This window comes from Pedobacter sp. P26 (genome assembly GCF_050632135.1).
Classification (GTDB): Bacteria; Bacteroidota; Bacteroidia; order Sphingobacteriales; family Sphingobacteriaceae; genus Pedobacter.
Window position 1 is genome coordinate 4,317,316 of sequence record NZ_CP192574.1, and the last position, 19,118, is coordinate 4,336,433.

The window sequence follows — 19,118 nt, forward strand, 5'->3', positions numbered from 1 at the left end:
TTAAAATCCTATTTGTATACCCACATTGTAAACTCTCTGTACCGGGTAACCTAAACCGTTGCCCCCCATTTCAATATCCCATAACTTAAATCCGCTAAAGCTCAGCAAATTAGTCCCGCTCAGGTAAAACCGTGCATTGCTTAATTTAACCCTATTGATTATTTTCTTAGGAATGGAATAACCCACTTCAGCAGATTTCAACCGTAAAAATGAACCATTGCGCATAAACCAGGTGTTGGTCTGCACATTATTATTGTTCTGACTGTCGCTCAAACGAGGCCAAAGTGCATAGAGGTTCTGGTTGTCTTCAGACCAATGATCGTCGGCATAAGCCTTGATCAATGCATTTTGTGTACCGCCCAATGATTCCCCTGGGTAATTATAAGGCACAAATGGAGCTGTGGCTCTGGTATCGATCCAGAATGATGAACGGGCAGACCCCTGGAAAAAAACCGATAGATCAAAGTTTTTATATCCTGTAGAGAAACCAAATCCATAAATGATCTCCGGAACAGTAGGTAGGCCAACAGGCACTCTGTCAAGGTCTGTAATCTGGCCATCACCGTTTACATCCCTGTACTTGATATCGCCCGCAGCGTATTCTCCAAAGGTTTGTTTTGGAGAATTGGCCACATCATACTGATCAATAAATAACCGCTCTGCAATTAAGCCATAAGTCTGGTTAAGCGATTGCCCGATCCGGGAAAGATAGCTCTCTTTGTATTGAGGCTCCTCAAATTGTAAAAACTCACTGTGTGCATAGGTAAAGTTTCCGTGCAGACGGAGCCATAAAGAAGAATTAAAGTTTTTGCTATAATCGGCAGAAACATCCACCCCATTTGCTTTTGCCTTACCAGTATTTGCTTTGATGGAAGCAGCAAGCCCCATAGTACTGGGAATAGCAGCACGCTCCATCAGAATGTTATCTCTGGTTTCGGAGAAAAGATCAACCTGTAAATTGAAATCGTTAAATAAGGTTAACTCAGTGCCAAAATTGAATTTCTTTGCTCTTTCCCATGTGATAAAAGCATTATCATAACGGTTGACGGTTATGCCTGGTCTGAAATAGCCAAACTGCTCGCCAAAACTAGCCCCTTTACCTCCATCAGATAAATTAACTTCCGAGAGATAAAAGAAACGGTCTTCCGGCGATCCGATAGCATCATTTCCAACTATTCCATAGGTTGCTTTCAATCTTAATTTACTGATAACAGTACTTATCGGTTTCCAGAAATTTTCATTGGATACCTGCCATCCAAGCCCTAGCGCTGGAAAAACCCATATCTTTCGGTTTTGAAAAAACGCTCAGATCCATTATATCCAAAGCTTAGTTCAGCCAGGTAACGGTTGTCATAACCGTAGGTAAAACGTCCGGATACTCCCTGATTGCGGTAAGGCAAAGATTTTTGTAAGGTGCCACTGTTTGCAAAAAGCTGTTGTCTTCTTTGGTAAACCAGCAAAGCAGTTATATCATTAACTTTTGAAATCTGCTTTACGTAATTCACTGCAGCCTCCATATAGGTCGTAGTATTGATATCTTTCGCACCCTCACTATAATTCAGGTACTCAGTTGCCGTCCCCTCGTTCAACAGCGTCAAACCGTATGTATCCCGCAAACTATTGTATCCGCTAGCTGTATAATAAAACGGGTTGTAGTTTCGGCTGACATCAAAATAAGAATAACGTGATGTATTGAACATCCCCCTTGCCGAAAGGCCCTGAGTGATAAATGCAAGATCCTGTTTCACCTCAAACTGTGCATTCATCAGCGATCTTGAGTAGTCTCGGTAACCTTTAACCAGGTCTGCATAGGGATTGATCAGCAGCCCGTTACCGGAATTACCAAACAGGATATGATTTGTTTTAGGCATTTGATTTGCCGGATAATAAGCCGGAAATAAAACAGGATTACTTCTCATAATTTTCGTATACAACCCGCTTCCGCCATCTATCGGCCCTGTATAATCGTCAAAACTTCCTGCCAAACGGACAATGACCTCGGTAGTTTTGGTCATGTTGATATTGATGTTCGATCGTAACTGATAAGATTTGAGACTGATATTACTGTTAAAGTTATTACGCTCATCAACTTTAAGGAGACCATTGTCATTATTGTAGGTTCCTGCTATATAATAACGAGCGATTTTGCCACCACCATTGGTGCTAAAATTCATACGCTGATTATTGGTTCTGTCCTTCAACAACATTTTCCGCCAGTCATTTGCAGGGTATATATTGGGATTAGCACCCAATGCGGTCTGATCGATTTTGTTTTGAGCGTATGGTAGTATGCCCAATGGATTACGGGTAATAACCGCTTCGTTCGCCAGTTTCATATAGGTAACAGGATCTGCAAAATCCAGGTTTCTGGTATTTTCCGATGTTGAATTTTCAAACCGGACCTGTATTTTTGCTTTTCCTTCCTCACCTGTCTTGGTAACAATCAGGATTACACCATTTGCTCCTCTCGCTCCATAAAGCGAAGTGGCTGTAGCATCTTTCATGATGGAAAAACTGGCTATATCATCTGGTTGCATTCTGGCCAGATCTGTAGAGGTAACCTCAATTCCATCTATTAATATCAGCGGATCTTTTTTATACCCAAAAGTGGTCACGCCCCTGATAAAGAAAGATGCATTGTCCTGTCCAGGCTCTCCACTTCGCTGATATGCGATCACACCTGCCAGTTTACCTGCTAAGGCAGTGGTCAGGTTGCTGGATGGAACCTTTAGGTCTTTTGGGTTAATGGTGGTAATTGCACTGATCATGCTTGATTTCTTTTGCGTACCAAATGCAACTACGGCTACCTCATCCAGATCATTCAGCGACTCCAGTACTACATTGATACTGCTTTCCCCTTTTATTTCTATTTCTTTGGTCTTATAACCGACCATACTAAAGACCAGGGTACCATTGGCAGGGACCTTAAGGCTATATTTTCCGTCGTTATCTACCTGTACACCGATTTTGGCGAACTTTAGCGTAACCGTCGCACCTGGCAGTGCCCCCTGGGCATCTCTAACGGTTCCTTTAACCACAATTTCATCCCGAAAAGGATGAATACGGGATAAGGGGCTGTAAACTGTCGCCTTAGAGAAGGAACTCTGTGGTATGCAAAATCCTAAAATTAGAAAAGGGATGTAACACAGATTGATTCCTGCTCTGTTCTTTGAATCTAAAAAAGAGTCTGTCCGTCGCTTCATAGCAACATACTTAAGTAAAGTATTCACATTCATTTAGTTTATTATTTGGTTAATTGGTTAGTTACAATAGTTGGAATACTCCAATAGCATCATCATGATGGCCCACTATTAGGAATATTCAGTTAAGCTATAATACTCCTTTCTTAAGGTCTAATGAGTAATGGACAACACGGAATAAGCCTAATCTCCATATTGATCTTTTAGTCATTATCAACTCTTTTTTTGATACATCAGGTACCGTACAGTTTTTTTCGAATCTGAACGGACTGAAACATATCTCTTCCATCTGTAAGCAGCAATTTCCTGTACCAAACATTCAGTGAATTATGATCTGTTTTCATTTTTAGCCTTTAATTATGAAAATAAAGTCAAGGCAATTCCATTACCCAGAGATTGTACAGGGCTGAAATAAGGAAAAGCAAACAGTTGTAATGGGCTACTTCAGGTAGCAGATAGAGCTAGTATAGTTTTCTCATAATTTTGTTTTCGTTAGTATTTTTATACCCATCAAGCTATAACTTGATGTATATCATATTAAGCAATATTGCCATGGGTATTCAAAAAATTTTATTTTACCGGAAATACTGTTTCCCTTAAATATCTGGTTATACATACTTTAAAAGTCGACTAAAGAATGTAACCAAATATAAAATCAAAACCGATGACATGATTTATTATAAACAGACTTCTTTTTATACTTTTCCGACTTTTCAATATAAATCATCTTTATTTTGACATCATGCTTTACAGAACATTATGTGCCTTTATCCCAAGATATTAATCAATAAAATTCATTATCTTATTTTTGGGCTCTGTAAGCCCCCGGCGTTAAGCCGGTAAGTTTCTTAAAAACCCTGGAGAAATAATGGACATTTTCAAATCCAGTCAGTTCGGCAATTTCCTCCTGCTGCTTTTTAGTAGTAATAATAAGATACTGGGCCCGTTCTATTCTTTTTTGCAGGATATAGTTTACCGGGCTTTGACCTGTGTAACGGTGAAAGAGCCTTGAAAAATAATCTGTATTTAAATTTGCCCTATCAGCCAGATGACTTACTTTAAGTGGTTCCCGCAGATTAATCTGTATATAACCGATAGTATCCATTACTACTGAAGGTTTGACAACAATTTTGTCTTTATGAAATATTTCCGGTTTTAAGAATCTGGAGATCAGCTGTAAAAGAATTCCCTGTGTTTCGTATTGTACAGCAATATTCTGAAGATTATTCAATTCGGTGTATTCTTTGTAATAAATATCTTTTTCATACACCATTGGATCATTGGACCGGTTGATGCCCCTCCCTGGATTAATAGAGATCAGTCTCTTAAAATTGGCGATATCATTAGCATTTGCCTCAACCTGCAAACTTTCCATGCAATTGGAAAACAACGATATCCCATCTGCAGAATCTTCAAAAAACTGAACGAAATACTGGCTTAAAAAACATTCACAATAGAGGTTGCAAAGTGTAAAGCTGGGAATGAGGTAGAGATAACCAGGGCTTAAATTAATTGACCCGTTTGGACCTGATATCATACCTTCACCTTCATCAATATAGTACAACCTATAATAAGGGCTGATTACATTTTTAAAGTTCCATTTGCTTCCAAGCTTCACATAATCGACGTTCAGCAACTGGAAAGAATGCCTGATGAGCCGTTTATTCATTGTCATATTGCCTTTAATCTGTTATTGATAATTTGATAAGCGGTCTTGTAATGACATGCCTTTCCTTGTGTTTGTCTCCGGAGTACCTTTATCAGAAAGGATAATCAGACCATTGTTTACCAAGCGGGAATATCAGAATCAAACAGACCGCAAAATCCAAATGACCAGCATTTATAATTAATTACTAAAGTCAGCCAATTTCAAACCATGAATGGGGGGTAACAGGTAAAATTGGAGGGGCAAAAGGGGTTATTGATCCTTTGGCGTGCTGAAAGAAAGGCAATATGCACACTATTTGATCAGCCTTATCATTTTATACAAAAGGATAAAATCCAGAGAAAGCTACAATAAGTAAACCTACACTATGGTTTCCTGTGCTTGAGATCCTGATTAACCTAAAGGTTTTTTGAAAAGATTTTTCTGTATTTTTTAATGTATTCCGAAGGATTCATCATAAATACTTTTTTAAATTGTTCCCTAAAATATTTAATATCGTTCATTCCAACTATGTACATGGTTTGCCTAATAGTATTATCGGTGGTAATAAAAATTTCAGCAGCCTTTCGCAAACGGATGAAACGGATGAAGCTACTGGATGAATGCCCGGAGATGGATTTGATCCTCTTGAAAAGATTCTCCCTGGACATTCCTAATTCTTCTGCTAATATTTTGATATTAAAATCAGGATCGTCAATATGTTTTTCGACAATATTTATACAGTTCTTTAAAAAGTATTTGTACTCCACAGATATCTTTAGGCTGTTCGGGTTCAGCGTAATTTCACTATAAAAATATTTTTGCAGGCTGTTCTTGCTTTTGAGGATACCGGCAATCCTGGCCATCAACAGATCCTTATCAAACGGTTTACTGATGAAGTCATCGGCGCCACTTTCGATTCCCTTTAATTTAACCTCTTCTGAAGTACTTGCTGTGAGCAGCACTATGGGGATGTGGCGAATAGATTCGTCTTCTTTTACTACCTGGCAAAGTTCAATTCCTCCTATCCCACCCATCATCACATCACTGATTACTACATCAGGCAGGAGCTCACGAATAATAGATAAACCGCTCTCGCCATTCCAAGCTTGCAGAATGTGATATTGTTTAGCAAAAATTTCGCGAAGATAATGGGCAATTTCTTCATTATCATCAATGATAAGAATGGTTTTTCTCTCTTCTGAAACCGAGTCGATGAGTTGCAATTCTTTGCTGTCAGTAGCGGTAATTCCCAAATCATGCTGATCAATTTCATTTAAAAACCCGGGACTTTGCTCAGGATCAGTATCAATTGAAGAATTGATATTTGCATCACCTTTTAAGATCTGAATATGGAATGTTGTCCCCGAATGCCCATCACTCAGGCAGTTTATCTTTCCGCCATGCAACTCTACAAAGTTTTTAACCAAATAAAGTCCGATTCCAAAACCACCTCCAAAAGATCGGTTTTTAGCATGTTCCTGATAGAATCTATTGAAAATCTTATCCTGTGACTCTGCGCTGATGCCACATCCTGAATCTTTAACTTCAATACTGACATCTGCATCATTTTCCTTTATACCAAGGGCTATTCTTCCCCCTCAGGTGTGAACTTAAATGCGTTTGAAAGCAGATTAAAAATAACAATTTCAAGTTTTTCCCTATCAGCATAGATCTGAATGACCTCCGATGAGGTATGGAAACCATAATTGATATTATTTGATTTTGCCTGATGGTCAAAACAAAGGAAAACCTCTTTAACCAGATCAACAATATTAAGCTTTGATATTTTCAATATATCCCCTTGAGCATCTGCCTTGCTATAGCGCAACAATTGATCTACGAGGCTTAATAACCGCTTAGCATTCCGGTAAACGATATTCATACTACGTGTATCTAAGTATCGGCTATCTTGATGGAGAAGGTCCTTCACCGGATTAATGATCAAGGTGAGCGGTGTTCTGAATTCATGTGAAATGTTGGTAAAAAAGGCAGATCTCTTTTCATTGAGTTCCTTCTCCTTTTCACTTTCCATTTGGGCAATTTTTATCTCATATTTTAGTTTTTCCTGTTTTCGCCGATAAGAAATATAAAGAAAGGTGACCAACAGGGTTAATGAAGCATACAGCAGATAAGCCCACCAGGTGAAGTACCATGGTGATCTGATCCTGATGATCAAAGTAGTTGCCTCCCTGTTCCATATCCGGTCACTATTTGAGGCCTTTACCTCAAAGCGATAGGTCCCCGGATTTAAATTGGTATAAGTCGCCTTACGCTGCGTGCCAACCTCATTCCATTTTTTATCAAAGCCAACCAATCGGTAAGCATATTCAATTTTTGAGGGATCGGCATAGTTAAGGGCAACAAAGTCAACAGAGAAAACACTCTGATCATGCTCAAGTACGATTTCTTTTGCGGCATTGATATTTTCTTTTAAAGGGCCTGTGGTACTAGGTAAAACAGATTTATTAAACAACATAAAATCTGTAATGTATACTTTAAGGCCATTCTGATTTAACTTAACTTGTCTTGGGTCAAAAGACATATAACCTTTGCTTCCGGCGATCATGATAGAGGATCCATCACGCTCCAGGATCGAATTAACTAAAAACCCATCCGCCTCGTCAAAATTTCTTACCTGATTAGTGAATGGAGCTAAACTTGATATTCCGTTTTCGGTAATCAACCACATCGTACCCTCATTATCTTCGGTGATATCCTTGAAAATATTGCTGGAGAAACCGTCTTTTTGAGAATAAATATACAACCGTCGACTGCTGGAATCATATTTATTTAATCCGTCTGGTGTACATATCCAGATATTTTTTTCGAGTCTGTAAAGATTTCGTTGATTACATTGCTGCTCAATCCGTTTTGGGTTGTGATAGCCTGGAATTTCCCAACCTTTCTGTCAAAAATATTTATGCCCCCTCCATAAGTACCGATCCAAATCTTTCCATCAGGGGCCATAGACAAGTTATAGGTATGATTATTGTTTATCGACAAATGATTTTTGGGCTGGTTATAAAAATGCTGATATTGGTTTTTCTTACGGTCATAGATCTTGATACCTGCATCTGTTGCTAAAACATAGACTCCTTTATCAACTTCCAGAATATCCCTGAAAACATCCTCATTAAATAGGGTTCCGATAGAAGAATGATGATAATGGTGAGTGAACCGGTCTGTACGCTCCTCATAACTATCGAAACCATTTTCTGTTAATATCCATAGCATCCCCTCGCTGTCGAGATAAAGTTTACTGATATTATTGCTGTTTAAACTACTATTTGCCTGGTTTTTTGTAAATATTCTTGATCTTCCAGATTTCTTATCAAGTCTAAAAAGACCGCTATCGGTTCCAAACCAGATGACTGATTTGTTGATGAGCATGCTGTTCATTGTTTTACCTTTATAGGGTAAAGGTTTAAGGGCAAATTTATAGCGCTGATGATCTATCTTGTAAAGTCCATTGCGTGCATTAATCCATAAAATGCTATCCCGATCTTTATATATGTCGCCAGAGATGTAATTTTGAATGCCAGCAATCTTGCTCCATTGGTTCAGTGACATATTATAAAAATAAAAACCATTGCCTACTCCAATGACAAGAGACTCCTTATCTGCAGCAATGATGCTAAGAATGGAGTTGTTATTGTTTCCAGGATGCTCGATTTTAGAGAATTTTCCACTTTTTGGATTGAAGTTGAAAAGTCCGTTCCAGTATGTCCCTACCCAGATACTTCCATTTGGTGCGTAACACAATGACCAGATATCGTTAGGGTTTTTTTTCGCTGCTGTATGATCCTGAGGGAAGTTGGTAAACAGCTTCCTTTTTTTCAAACCTATTCAATCCCCCACTCCAATTGCCCAACCACAGGTTATCTCTATCATCTTCAATAATGGCGTTTACGGATTTGCCAACCATCGCGCTCTTTTTAGAGGAATCTGGCCTATATATCTGAAATTCATTAGTATTAGGCAAATACTGATTAAATCCATCATCCGTTCCGATCCAAACCACTCCTTTTCTATCACATAAAACGGACCACACTTTATTGTTACTTAGGGAACCAGGCTTAATGTCATTGTGGACAAATCTTTGAAAAGTTTCGGAAAGCGGATCGAACAAATTGAGTCCTTCCATTGTGCCCACCCATATCCTCCCTTGATGATCCTCACATAATGCATTGATATAATTATTTGATATCGAACTGCGATCACCGGTTTTGCTGGAAAAAACTTTAAAATTGAAGCCATCAAAACGGCAGAGGCCATTCTGGGTTCCAACCCATATAAATCCCCTCCTATCCTTGATTGTAGCTGTAGTGCCCTTTGACGGGAGTCCGGTAGCTATCGTATAATTTTTGACAGCTCCCCATCTTTTGCTTGTGGCAAGATCATTTGCCGACTGAGCAACAACCCATTGGAAATTAACTGTTATCAAACAAAATGAAAAAAACATTCTGAAGACAATCATCATATGGAATACTTGGTTAGGGAGATAAACTTAATACACTAATGTCAATACAATATTAGCCAACAAAATTAATCCATTTGTAATTCCTTAATAATTTTGTTTTAGACTCTAGCGAATACAGATTGACAATAATGCGGCCAAGCGCATTATGTTCCTGCCATTTTTTTAAAATGATTTCTGATTAGCTTAGCTTTCTTAATAAAAATCAGCTCAGTTATCCATAGAATGGTATTTATCATTGAATGGAGCAGAACTCAGCAGCCAGGAAAACGGGCTTAGCAATCAATACGCTGGCAGGCTTCTGATTGGCAGATATTACATAGAAACTTGTTACAAATATAAATTATGGCTTCTGGGTGGTTTCAATTGTTTGCTCAATAAATTATATTGTACTATTTTCGGCACTATCCAGCTCAAATATTTTTTCCATTAAAACCCACTTTTCTCCTTCACCTGCAAAGGGCAGAGGTTGTTGAAACTTCCACATCAATTCTTCCCAAAGCTGAACTTTTTCATTGTTTTGATCCATTTGTTGCTTGCGGGAAAAAGTAAAATCATCAGTCGTCTCCATCAACATAAAGAGTCGGTTTGAAATCCTAAAGATTTCCATTTTTAAAATTCCAGCATCAATAATACTATCTGTTATTTCTGGCCAGCTCTGCTTATGGTATGCTTCATACTCAGCAATAAGTTTAGCATCATCTATAAGATCAAGTGCAAGTGCATATTTTTTCATAGTTCAAAGCGTGTTAAAGGATATTTTCTAACAAAATGAATACTAAATGAGCCTGAAGGATTTCATTTTAACATTCTAATTTATTGTAATTGTTGTACCATCTTAAAATGAGAGATATAAAATGTGAAAAGATTGGTTTAAAACCTAAAAAACAGATAAAAATAAGCCTGCAATTTCACCTTTATAACCACCAATTGTACTGCTAATAGGAGCCATATTAAACAATTCTTAACGGATTTGCATAAGAAGCTGCAGGTGCTGCATCAGGAAAGTACACTCTAAGGCCCTCTGCATTTCTTTCAAACTTCAGCTCCTGCCCTGTTGCTACCAATTGTACACTATTTATTTTTCCAGGATAATATGAACTGTCTGCTTGCAGGCTGGTGATAAGAACCGATCCATTTGTTGGCCATGCCATTACTGTAGCAAAAATTGTTTTACCTTTTGCAGTAAAGCGTATGTCTTCCTGACTGAAAGGTTTGCCTTTACCCTCGTTAAATCCTTGTGCGCTTAATGCTGCAGCTTGCTTTTGCGCAGGCCCCTCTCCAAATATTTTCCATGGCCTGGTGCCGTAGATGCTATCTCCATTGGCATTCATCCAGACGCCGATTTCCTCAACGATTTGACGCTCCAACTCATCAATTGAACCATCACCACGAACAGGAATATTCAACATGAGGTTGCCATTCTTGCTCACCACATCAACCAATGTATGGATAATTGTCTTAGGCGTTTTATAAGCATTTCTATTGTAAATACCTCTATCATAATGCCAGTCACCTATGCAGGTATCAGTTTGCCAGGGGAGTGGTTCAATGCTATTGCTCTGCCCACGTTCAATATCCCATACCATGGCTTTACGCTGCTCTTCAGTAAGTATTTTACCCGTAATTACTGCGGTCAGTTTACCTTTATCTTTAATACTTTTATTATACATGTGTGCGGCAATTTTCAAACCTGCATCGCTAATGGGCCACATTGGAAATTGTGAATCATCAAAATAAATCATGTCTGGATTATATTTATTGATCAAATCAATTGTCCGGTTAAAAAATTTGTCGATATATGTCTTTGTAGGGGGTGTTACACCATTACCCCAATGCCATTGTTTATGGATCATCCCATCATCTTCGCTGTTTTTACTTAGCTCATGATTTTGGGCGTAAAGTTCCTGTGGATCAAGTCCATCCCACCATTTGCCCTTACCATCCTTTTTGGTTAATTTTCCGTCATAGGGTATACCAGCCAATGGCCCGGTTTTATCAGATCGCTGAGCGGTTTCAAACCAGCTCCAGCTATGCGCCGCATGAACACTTACTGCAAATGGAAGACCATGTTTTTTTGCCGCGGCTGCCCATCCACCAATGATATCTTTTTTAGGGCCCTGTTTTACCGAGTTCCAGTTTTTCTGGTATTTGCTATCGTAAAGATCTAAATTATCGTGATGATTGGCGAGCGCCATAAAATATTTGGCACCTACGCTTTTATATAAAGAAACCAATGCTTCCGGATCCCACTTTTCTGCCTTCCAAATATTGATAACGTCTTTAAAACCAAATTTAGAGGGATGTCCATATTTTTCAACATGGTATTTGTATTTCCAGTTTCCCTCCATGTACATGTCCCTTGCATACCAGTCACCTGCTTCCGGCTGACATTGCGGGCCCCAATGTGCCCACATTCCAAATTTTGCATCTCTAAACCAATCAGGGGTCTGATATTTCGCGAGCGATTCCCAGGTAGGAGAAAAAGGTCCAGCTAAAATTTTCTCCACAAACTGTTTTGCAGCTTCATTCTCACTTGAGAATGCAGAAAGTTTATTGGAAAGGAATAAAACTGGTAAACCAAGGGCAAGGCTTTGAATAAGTTTTCTACGGTTCATATACGTTGGTTAGCATGATCTAATAAAAACAAATTTATCAGTAGAGACATGTAGATCTTTATAATGAAAAGACTTTTTTTTATACTAATCCGACTTTAATAGTATTATTATAACATTTTCAAAAAATCATAACCGGGAAACTTTAAACGAAAAAACCTGACATTTTGAGGATTAGAAGTTTTAGACACAACCTGGAAAAATCAATTCATTTTACCCGCCAAACAATAATAGAAAGACACCTAATAATTTACAACAAATTTGTTTCTGTTGGAAAGGGCCCAATCTTTATTTGTTTATCCACCCAGACTTTTCATTTAGATAGCTACACCTGGCTAAACATGCCTATTGTGTTATTTTTGATCATCAAATACTGCAGGCTGCACCAATTAAGGCAGCAGATTCGCCTTGTGAGGAAATATATACCGGAGCTGAAACAGATCGAATGTCCAGGTAGTAAAGAAGCTGAGGCAAAAAGAGTGTCCAGGCATTTGAGATGTTCCCACCTAACACGATGCAGTCAAAATTCTCTTTTTTATAAATCTGGCTCAGAAAAATTCCAAAATTCATACTGAACTCGTCAAATAACTGCAGCAAGGCACCTCCGGTCTCTGCTGCTTCGATCAAATGTTTTACGTTAGGCGTATCCAGTCCTGAATATACTGCATATTTAGCAGTGAACCATCTGGATGAAAAGAAATTTTCACAGATACCTCCCATAAAAGGATATTGCCAATAATCGGCATCGGTTGCTTTGCCGCCTACACTTTTGGCAGAACCAAAGCCAGTACCTAATGTAAATCCCATAACTTTGTTGTATGCAGAGGCCTTTCCGTGTGTGAGTTCTCCTTGTAAAAAACATCCCGCGTCGTTGATGAAATGTATTTCAATGATGATTTGGCCCAATTCAGCAAGCATTAGCTCCCGGATATCCATGCCATAAAGCGCATCATACTTATCCATACCTTTCATGTAAGCGATGCCCTTTTCATAATCAAACGGGCCGGGCATGGCAATTGCAACCCGTCCTGAATGTGCAGCACTGTTTAAACTTTTGGCGATGACCTTGCACCAGCTTTGTATAATATGTGACGGACTTGCTTTCGAATCAACTTTTGCCCGATTGGTAGATCCAGGAATTAAAATACCGGACTTTACATCGACCAAAGCGGCAGTGATGTGAGAACCGCCGATATCGGCTCCAAGAATGATATGTTCATGCATTGTATTTAATTATTTGATGTTCAACAATCCGAGCCGCCCGTAAAGTTCTGCGATACAGGCTTCATCAAGCAGCCATTTTGGCTTTTCTTTACTTTCTTTATCTGTGGCCCATTTTGCGGTTAAGAACCCATATTGATCTTTAGAAAGTTTCCAGGCGCGGTCTAGTTCTGAAGCTATTGCATTGAGATAGGTTGGATTATGGTCTACCTTATATAATGCCTCATATCCCCTGAATAAAACCGTAACAAACCAGGGAAGATCAATCCTGAATCGGAATTCCCCATTTTCCCGGGTTGAAAAAAACCGAAAGCGTTTTTTGCGACGAGCCGGGCCTCAGAGAGATAAGTGCGATTGCCTGTAAAACGATACAAGAGTACGGCCCCCTCTAGCATAGCACCAGTATTGTAAGTATAGTAGGTAGCATTCTGAGCACCGTCCATCTTAATATCATTGTAATAAATGCCACCGGGATTTCTAAGCCTGGAATGCATCCAATGGTAAAATCGTTTTCCCCACCTTAAATAAACCTTTTCGTGAGTCGCCTGATAGAGCTTTAGCGCCGCCAGGGTGGCCATCCCATTACTGCAGGCTGGTTTCTGATCCTTGTGGCCTTCGAGCCAATAGACACCGCCCTGCAGATGCTCGTCCCAACCGCTTTCGATGAACCGGAATACTTCTTTGGCTTTTCTGATGTAAAGCATATCCTTTGTATTAAAGTAAGCTTCAAGGTAATCGATGCACACCAATGCATTATCATCATAGTACCGATCTGCCTTTTCTAGTGCTACCGGGTATGCCTGATAACCTGATGGGTTACGCAAGGTATCTCTATAGGCCAAAACGCCTGTCGTCAGTGAATCCAGATACTGCGTATATTTTGTCCTTAAATCGGGATATTTAACCAGCACATTGGCGGCAGAGAACATCCCGGAAAAAGGCCACAAAAAGCTAACTTTTTTCTTGTACCTGAGATCCCTGAAAATAATCGAGATTAACCTTTGTATCTGATGGATAATGTTCACTAAAAAGCCCTGGAAAACCATCCACGCGATAGTGCGTCCAAATTTTGGTAAACATCTCCCCGGCCCGGGCTTTATATATATTTTTTAAGATGGGAGTTTGAGCATAAGCCCTGCCACAGAAAAGCAATAGCAGGATGTAGATAATTTTTCTCATATATTTTAGAATCTACCCCGATTTACTGAACTGATGGAGGCGGCACTTTTACACCCCAGTTTTTATTAGGCTTATTTCCCATCTTCAGGATAAGCGTTCCGCCCTGCATCAGTAGATCGCGATACAGCCAAGCCTGATTAAGTACCTTTCCGTTCCAGGAAGCTGATTGCACAAAAACATTTTCATTTGAATTGTTTTCGGCTTTTATGGTCAGCAATTTTCCGTTGCCCAGTGTAATGACCGATTGGTCAAAAACAGGACTTCCAAGCTGGATCGTTGGCCTAAAATCCGTCAATCCTTTTACATCAAAGAGTCCAAGCGATGACATGACATACCAGGAACCCAGTTGGCCCTGATCTTCGTCCTGGCCATAGCCATAACCATGTATGCTCTCGGTTCCGTAAAACTCATCACATATCGCTCTCGTCCATTTTTGAGTAAGCCAAGGTGCTGAAGAATAATTAAATAGCCAGCTGATGTGCAAGTTTGGTTGATTACCATGATTGTAAAGAGACTGTATGCCTGCGAATGCATCTATGGTTTTGCCTCCGCCAAAAGCATTTTTTCTGGAGGTTTCGAAAATTTCATTTAACCTAACATTAAAGGTTTTTTCTCCGATCTCACTAATTAGGGATTTAGGATTCTGCGGCACATAAAAGGTATATTGTGTGGCATTTCCTTCCTGAAAGCCACGCCAGGCTTCTAAAGGGTCAAACTTGCTGATAAATGTACCATCCTCTTTTTTAGGGTGCACAAGCTTTAGCCCGCTGTCGAATATGTTTTTCCAACCGTCTGACAGTTGGATCATTTTCTGATAATCAGTTGTTTTGCCCAATCTTTTGGCAAATTGTGCTGCCGCAAATGCACTGTAACTGTATTCAAGTGTATGCGATCCTGAAAAATGAGATCCTGTAGAATCAGTTTTGTCGGCATCTAAAAAAGGCACATATCCCTTTGTGATAAAACTTTTGGTGTCCATTTTGCCAGAACCTACAAGACGATTTTGATAACCGAGTTCATTTCCCATTACGGCTTCATAGGCTAAATTCAAATCATAATCACGAATGCCTGCCTGATAAGCCCCTGAGATGGCTAAACCCACGAAATTGGTGCCCACGCCGGAAACGAAATTGCTATTGGCTATTCCATCACCAAACCAGCCACGTTCTTTATAAATTTCCAGCTGGGTGTGCACAAAATCACTATAATGGGTAGGATAAGAAAGTGCCCATAGTTGGGTAAGGTTCCAGAAACCACCCCATATCGCATCAGTATTCATAAAATTGTAGCTGAATTTCCCCTTTGCATCTTTAGGCAACTGACCTATGGTCCCATCGTGTCTTGGAAAATTACCATTCACATCGCTGGCGATTCCCTTCCCAAAAGTGCGTGATAAAGGCCAGTGTAAAATTTTGTTTTAGCGGCAACATTGTTGGTTGATACCTTGAGTTTACCCAGCGCAGTACTCCATTCGTCTTGAGCAGCCGCTTTTGCAGTAGCAAAACCCAGGTGTCCGGCTTCAGTTTTAAGGTTGAGCTTTGCATTAGCAATGGAGGTATAAGAAAGGCCAACCTTAATTTCGATGCTTTCCTTTTCTACAGTTTTATAGCCTAAATATAAGCCTGCACCAATTCCTTTTGATGATTTTTGATTCGCTATCGAGGCTTCTCTAGCCAGGGCCCCCACTGTCACTGGCTTTTTATTAAGCTCCCCAAAAAAGTACATCGCTACGCGTCCGCCCTCATCATAGGTTTTAACATATTTCGGATAAGTGATCACATAGCCCTGAAAATGGGTATCATCAATCATTTCTACCGATGCATCTGTTACCGGTCCGCTTTCGCCCTGGATATTTCCTATGGATAGCATAATCCTGGAACTGTCTGATTTCGGGAAGGTATATCTATGAAAGCCAACCCGCTTTGTAGCAGTAAGTTCTGCTTTAATTTTAAAATCGTCCAAAATTACTGAATAGTATCCGGGCTCTGCAATTTCATTTTTTCTTGAAAAACTTGAGCGGTAACCGCTTCCGGGCTTTTCGAGTGCTCCGGGAACAGTTTTGAGTACACCCGCAGTTGGCATAAAGCTGATCCCACCAACCTGCCACTCATGAAAATGCACAAAGCCTTCTATAGACGTATGTCGTGTATCATAGCCAACGGCCTCCCAGCCTTGCAGGTTTCCATAACTGCCATTTGTAGATGGTGCAAGTTTTGCCATTCCATAAGGTACGGCAGCCGGGGTGTAAAAAAACCACCTGCTGTGTGCGGTGCCGATGTTAGGATTCACAAATTTCAGCACATCTTGTGCGTAGGAAACAGCATTAAAAAAAGTAAAACGAGGAGAACGGATATAGATTTGTGACCTGTTTTCATAAAATTGAGGATCTGTTGTTAAAATTTTGATAACATTGCTTGTAGTCTTTGCATCCAGGCCTGATCAACGGTTTCCATTTCTGCAGAACGGTTCTGACCATCGAAGCCGGCAAAGAAATAATAACCCAATGTAGTTGAATTTCGATTGGCAATATTCAGTCGGTTGATATTTTCTTTGGCGTATACCAGCCATGATTCATTTTTGTCAGCCTCATAAAGCCGGATCATGGCTTGTGAACCCCAGGCACACCATGCCGGATTGATCCTGGTTTCTGCGGTATTAAAAACATAACCCTTATATAGTGCATTCCAGAGTGTATTATTCATGGCTTTTCCCAAATTTTGAGCTTTGGTTAGATAAGAAGGGTCGTTGAAAGCCTTACTGTAAATCAGGAAAGCTTCTACCATTATGGCATTATCGTAGGTAAACTTTTCGTTGTGTTTTAAGCCTTCACCTGCTCCATCTATTTTCCAGATGTAAAGGCCGGTATTCGGATCGAACATCTTTGCACTCAACCAGGCATCAACCTGCCTTGCCCAGTCTCTGTAGATGGATTCTCCGGTCAAACCATACAGTTTAGAAAACAATTGCAGCGTTAATCCATTGGTTTGCGTTGGTTTTTCAGGTTTCTGCGTGTTCCAGTAAAAGCCTCCACCGTAAACGTTATCCCAGAGGCCACTGTTAATCAGCCAGTCGGCACAGGCTTTAGCTTTTGCCAGGTAGGCCTGTTTATCAGCACCCGTTGTTACTTCATAAGCTTCCAGGTACACCATTCCGCTTAAGGCATTATCATCTACATATTTGTCGCCGCCTGCCCCGCTACCGTCAAGGTTCACAGAGGCGAAATACCCACCTCGCAGGTCTTTCTTATCCCACATGTTATCCATGAATTTGAATGTATTGTTCATGTACACCAAATAACTACTTTCTCCTGCAGCAACCATTGCGGCATCGGCATAAATCTGGCTTACGTTATACCACTCAAAGCAATTCGAAGATTTGGATGTGGTGTTGGCCCGGTATCCATAGCTAGCGGTAAGTAGGTTATTCATCGTAAAATTATGGGTGTCCTTTGCTAGCTGAAGGTAATTAACCGGTGCGCCCGGAACTCCCGGGGGCACTACAGGCGGTGGAGGAACTGGTGCTGGCGCGGGTTCTTTTTTACATGAAACTGCAAAGAAGAAGGCGAGCATAAATACGGTATATCTGAGTATTGCTTTCATAAAACAGGTTTAAAAACCACCGGTAACTCACCGGTGGCAGCGCTTAATTTATTGGGTAATGATAGTATGTGTATAAGGACCAGCTGCACCCAGGCTAACGGTTGCCTTAACACTTTTGTTATCGGCAGAAGGATCGAACTTGTAGGTATTGTTCCATTGATCATTAGATACAGTATTCAGATAAAAATAGGATGCTGCCTGACCTGCCGGGCTTACATTGTTTACATTGCTGCTGCCCATATATTTTATACCTGCAGAGGTATGAAGCGCAAATTTGTAGCGCTCATCTCTGCCCCATGAAAACTGATAAAAAACAACTGGTATTACGCCAGATTGCCATGTGCCGTTAGCAGTGTAGTTTAACTGTCCAATTTCGCTGGCATACGCAGACATGTAAAGCCCTAAGCTCTGAATTTCGCTAACCTCTACAACACTTGCTACATTAAAATCGTATTTTAGGTAATAGACTTTCGTATTGCCGGTAACGGTAATAGTTGAAGCGCCTTCTTTTAGCAAATTGCCTTCAGCGTAAAATTTTCTTCCTGCTGCAACTGGTTTGTTTGTAAGCTGATAAGTTCCGGCTTTTAAGAAAGTATACAGCTCATATACACCGTCTTCAAGCTTTTTAAACCTGATTGCTTTGCTTACATCATCACCATTCTCTGTTGCCGAACCTGTTAGGTAAAGGTCGGTTGGCACCTCAGCGAATCCTGCCGGGCGTTCGAGTTGAAGTGTTCTGGTTTCCTGATTGGTTTTCTTGTTGCTGGCTTTTGAAGCGATTACCGTCCAGTTGACTTTGCCGGTAGAAGAGGAGTTAATACCACATAATGCAGCAATTTTGGTTAAGTCTTTGTGCGATATGGTAACCTGGGGTTGTATGCCTCCACCATCAGAAAGCACTTTGAAAACCGGGTTGGAGAAATTTCCACCCTCCTTGTCAAAGACCACCTCGTAAAGTATAAGTCCTCCATCTTCGGGACTTGCCACAGTCCACTTGAATTGCTGTGAGGCAGATGCGTTAGACGGGGTGAGTTTTATGTTCGCCATATTTGCCGGCAGGCTTAATGCTGCAGTTGTGCTAATGTTTTCGTTGAGTGATTTCTCATCCTTTTTACAGGAGATTGCAGCGGTACATACAACGATTACCATGGCGAATAATGTTTTGAGATTTTTCATATT

General features: G+C 40.1%; 14 protein-coding genes and 1 pseudogene. All 15 read right to left on the reverse strand.

Features of this window, described 5'->3' with window-relative positions; genetic code table 11:
- The 15 genes and pseudogenes from ACQ86H_RS20000 to ACQ86H_RS20070 all read right to left on the reverse strand — a co-directional run bounded on the left by ACQ86H_RS20000 (window position 1) and on the right by ACQ86H_RS20070 (window position 19,115).
- Window positions 1-3,236: pseudogene (locus ACQ86H_RS20000) on the reverse strand (SusC/RagA family TonB-linked outer membrane protein).
- A gap of 766 nt (window positions 3,237-4,002) precedes the next feature.
- A complete protein-coding gene (locus ACQ86H_RS20005; protein ID WP_431292274.1) occupies window positions 4,003-4,869 on the reverse strand; it encodes a helix-turn-helix domain-containing protein in 867 nt (288 codons plus the stop codon).
- Window positions 4,870-5,264: 395 nt separating this feature from the next.
- The gene (locus tag ACQ86H_RS20010; protein ID WP_431295433.1) at window positions 5,265-6,437 is read right to left on the reverse strand and encodes a response regulator; all 1,173 of its coding nucleotides are present in this window, start codon (window positions 6,435-6,437) and stop codon (window positions 5,265-5,267) included.
- A complete protein-coding gene (locus ACQ86H_RS20015) occupies window positions 6,434-7,612 on the reverse strand; it encodes a triple tyrosine motif-containing protein (RefSeq protein ID WP_431292275.1) in 1,179 nt (392 codons plus the stop codon). The genes ACQ86H_RS20010 and ACQ86H_RS20015 overlap by 4 nt, the downstream gene beginning before the upstream one ends.
- Before the next feature lie 26 nt (window positions 7,613-7,638).
- Complete coding sequence (locus ACQ86H_RS20020) at window positions 7,639-8,688, reverse strand: ligand-binding sensor domain-containing protein (RefSeq protein WP_431292276.1); 1,050 nt, start codon at window positions 8,686-8,688, stop codon at window positions 7,639-7,641.
- The gene (locus ACQ86H_RS20025; protein ID WP_431292277.1) at window positions 8,624-9,292 is read right to left on the reverse strand and encodes a ligand-binding sensor domain-containing protein; all 669 of its coding nucleotides are present in this window, start codon (window positions 9,290-9,292) and stop codon (window positions 8,624-8,626) included. The genes ACQ86H_RS20020 and ACQ86H_RS20025 overlap by 65 nt, the downstream gene beginning before the upstream one ends.
- 415 nt (window positions 9,293-9,707) lie before the next feature.
- On the reverse strand, window positions 9,708-10,061 hold the full coding sequence (locus tag ACQ86H_RS20030; protein ID WP_138822586.1) for an L-rhamnose mutarotase: 354 nt from the start codon (window positions 10,059-10,061) through the stop codon (window positions 9,708-9,710).
- Window positions 10,062-10,278: 217 nt separating this feature from the next.
- On the reverse strand, window positions 10,279-11,943 hold the full coding sequence (locus ACQ86H_RS20035; RefSeq protein WP_431292278.1) for an alpha-L-fucosidase: 1,665 nt from the start codon (window positions 11,941-11,943) through the stop codon (window positions 10,279-10,281).
- Between the two features lie 363 nt (window positions 11,944-12,306).
- The gene (locus ACQ86H_RS20040; RefSeq protein ID WP_431292279.1) at window positions 12,307-13,164 is read right to left on the reverse strand and encodes an ROK family protein; all 858 of its coding nucleotides are present in this window, start codon (window positions 13,162-13,164) and stop codon (window positions 12,307-12,309) included.
- Window positions 13,165-13,367: 203 nt separating this feature from the next.
- On the reverse strand, window positions 13,368-14,108 hold the full coding sequence (locus ACQ86H_RS20045; protein ID WP_431292280.1) for a glycoside hydrolase family 76 protein: 741 nt from the start codon (window positions 14,106-14,108) through the stop codon (window positions 13,368-13,370).
- Window positions 14,109-14,112: 4 nt separating this feature from the next.
- Entirely contained in the window at window positions 14,113-14,340 is a 228-nt protein-coding gene (locus ACQ86H_RS20050) for a hypothetical protein (RefSeq protein WP_431292281.1), read from the reverse strand.
- Window positions 14,341-14,362: 22 nt separating this feature from the next.
- Window positions 14,363-15,700, reverse strand: coding sequence for a glycoside hydrolase family 92 protein (locus tag ACQ86H_RS20055; protein WP_431292282.1), 1,338 nt, complete (start codon window positions 15,698-15,700; stop codon window positions 14,363-14,365).
- Window positions 15,697-16,629, reverse strand: a complete 933-nt coding sequence (locus ACQ86H_RS20060; RefSeq protein WP_431292283.1) for a glycoside hydrolase domain-containing protein — start codon at window positions 16,627-16,629, stop codon at window positions 15,697-15,699. Before ACQ86H_RS20060 ends, ACQ86H_RS20055 begins: the two co-directional genes overlap by 4 nt.
- A gap of 104 nt (window positions 16,630-16,733) precedes the next feature.
- Window positions 16,734-17,939 carry a glycoside hydrolase family 76 protein gene (locus ACQ86H_RS20065; RefSeq protein WP_138822576.1) on the reverse strand — a complete coding sequence of 402 codons (1,206 nt, stop codon included), beginning with the start codon at window positions 17,937-17,939 and terminating at the stop codon, window positions 16,734-16,736.
- Window positions 17,940-17,987: 48 nt separating this feature from the next.
- The gene (locus ACQ86H_RS20070) at window positions 17,988-19,115 is read right to left on the reverse strand and encodes a SusE domain-containing protein (protein WP_431292284.1); all 1,128 of its coding nucleotides are present in this window, start codon (window positions 19,113-19,115) and stop codon (window positions 17,988-17,990) included.
- Window positions 19,116-19,118 lie beyond the last annotated feature (3 nt).

Bases quoted from the DNA above. Each gene is read 5' to 3' on its own strand.
- ACQ86H_RS20005 (WP_431292274.1), bottom strand. From the start codon at position 4,869: ATGAATAAACGGCTCATCAGGCATTCTTTCCAGTTGCTGAACGTCGAT.
- ACQ86H_RS20030 (WP_138822586.1), bottom strand. From the start codon at position 10,061: ATGAAAAAATATGCACTTGCACTTGATCTTATAGATGATGCTAAACTT.
- ACQ86H_RS20035 (WP_431292278.1), bottom strand. From the start codon at position 11,943: ATGAACCGTAGAAAACTTATTCAAAGCCTTGCCCTTGGTTTACCAGTT.
- ACQ86H_RS20040 (WP_431292279.1), bottom strand. From the start codon at position 13,164: ATGCATGAACATATCATTCTTGGAGCCGATATCGGCGGTTCTCACATC.
- ACQ86H_RS20050 (WP_431292281.1), bottom strand. From the start codon at position 14,340: ATGAGAAAAATTATCTACATCCTGCTATTGCTTTTCTGTGGCAGGGCT.
- ACQ86H_RS20065 (WP_138822576.1), bottom strand. From the start codon at position 17,939: ATGAAAGCAATACTCAGATATACCGTATTTATGCTCGCCTTCTTCTTT.
- ACQ86H_RS20070 (WP_431292284.1), bottom strand. From the start codon at position 19,115: ATGAAAAATCTCAAAACATTATTCGCCATGGTAATCGTTGTATGTACC.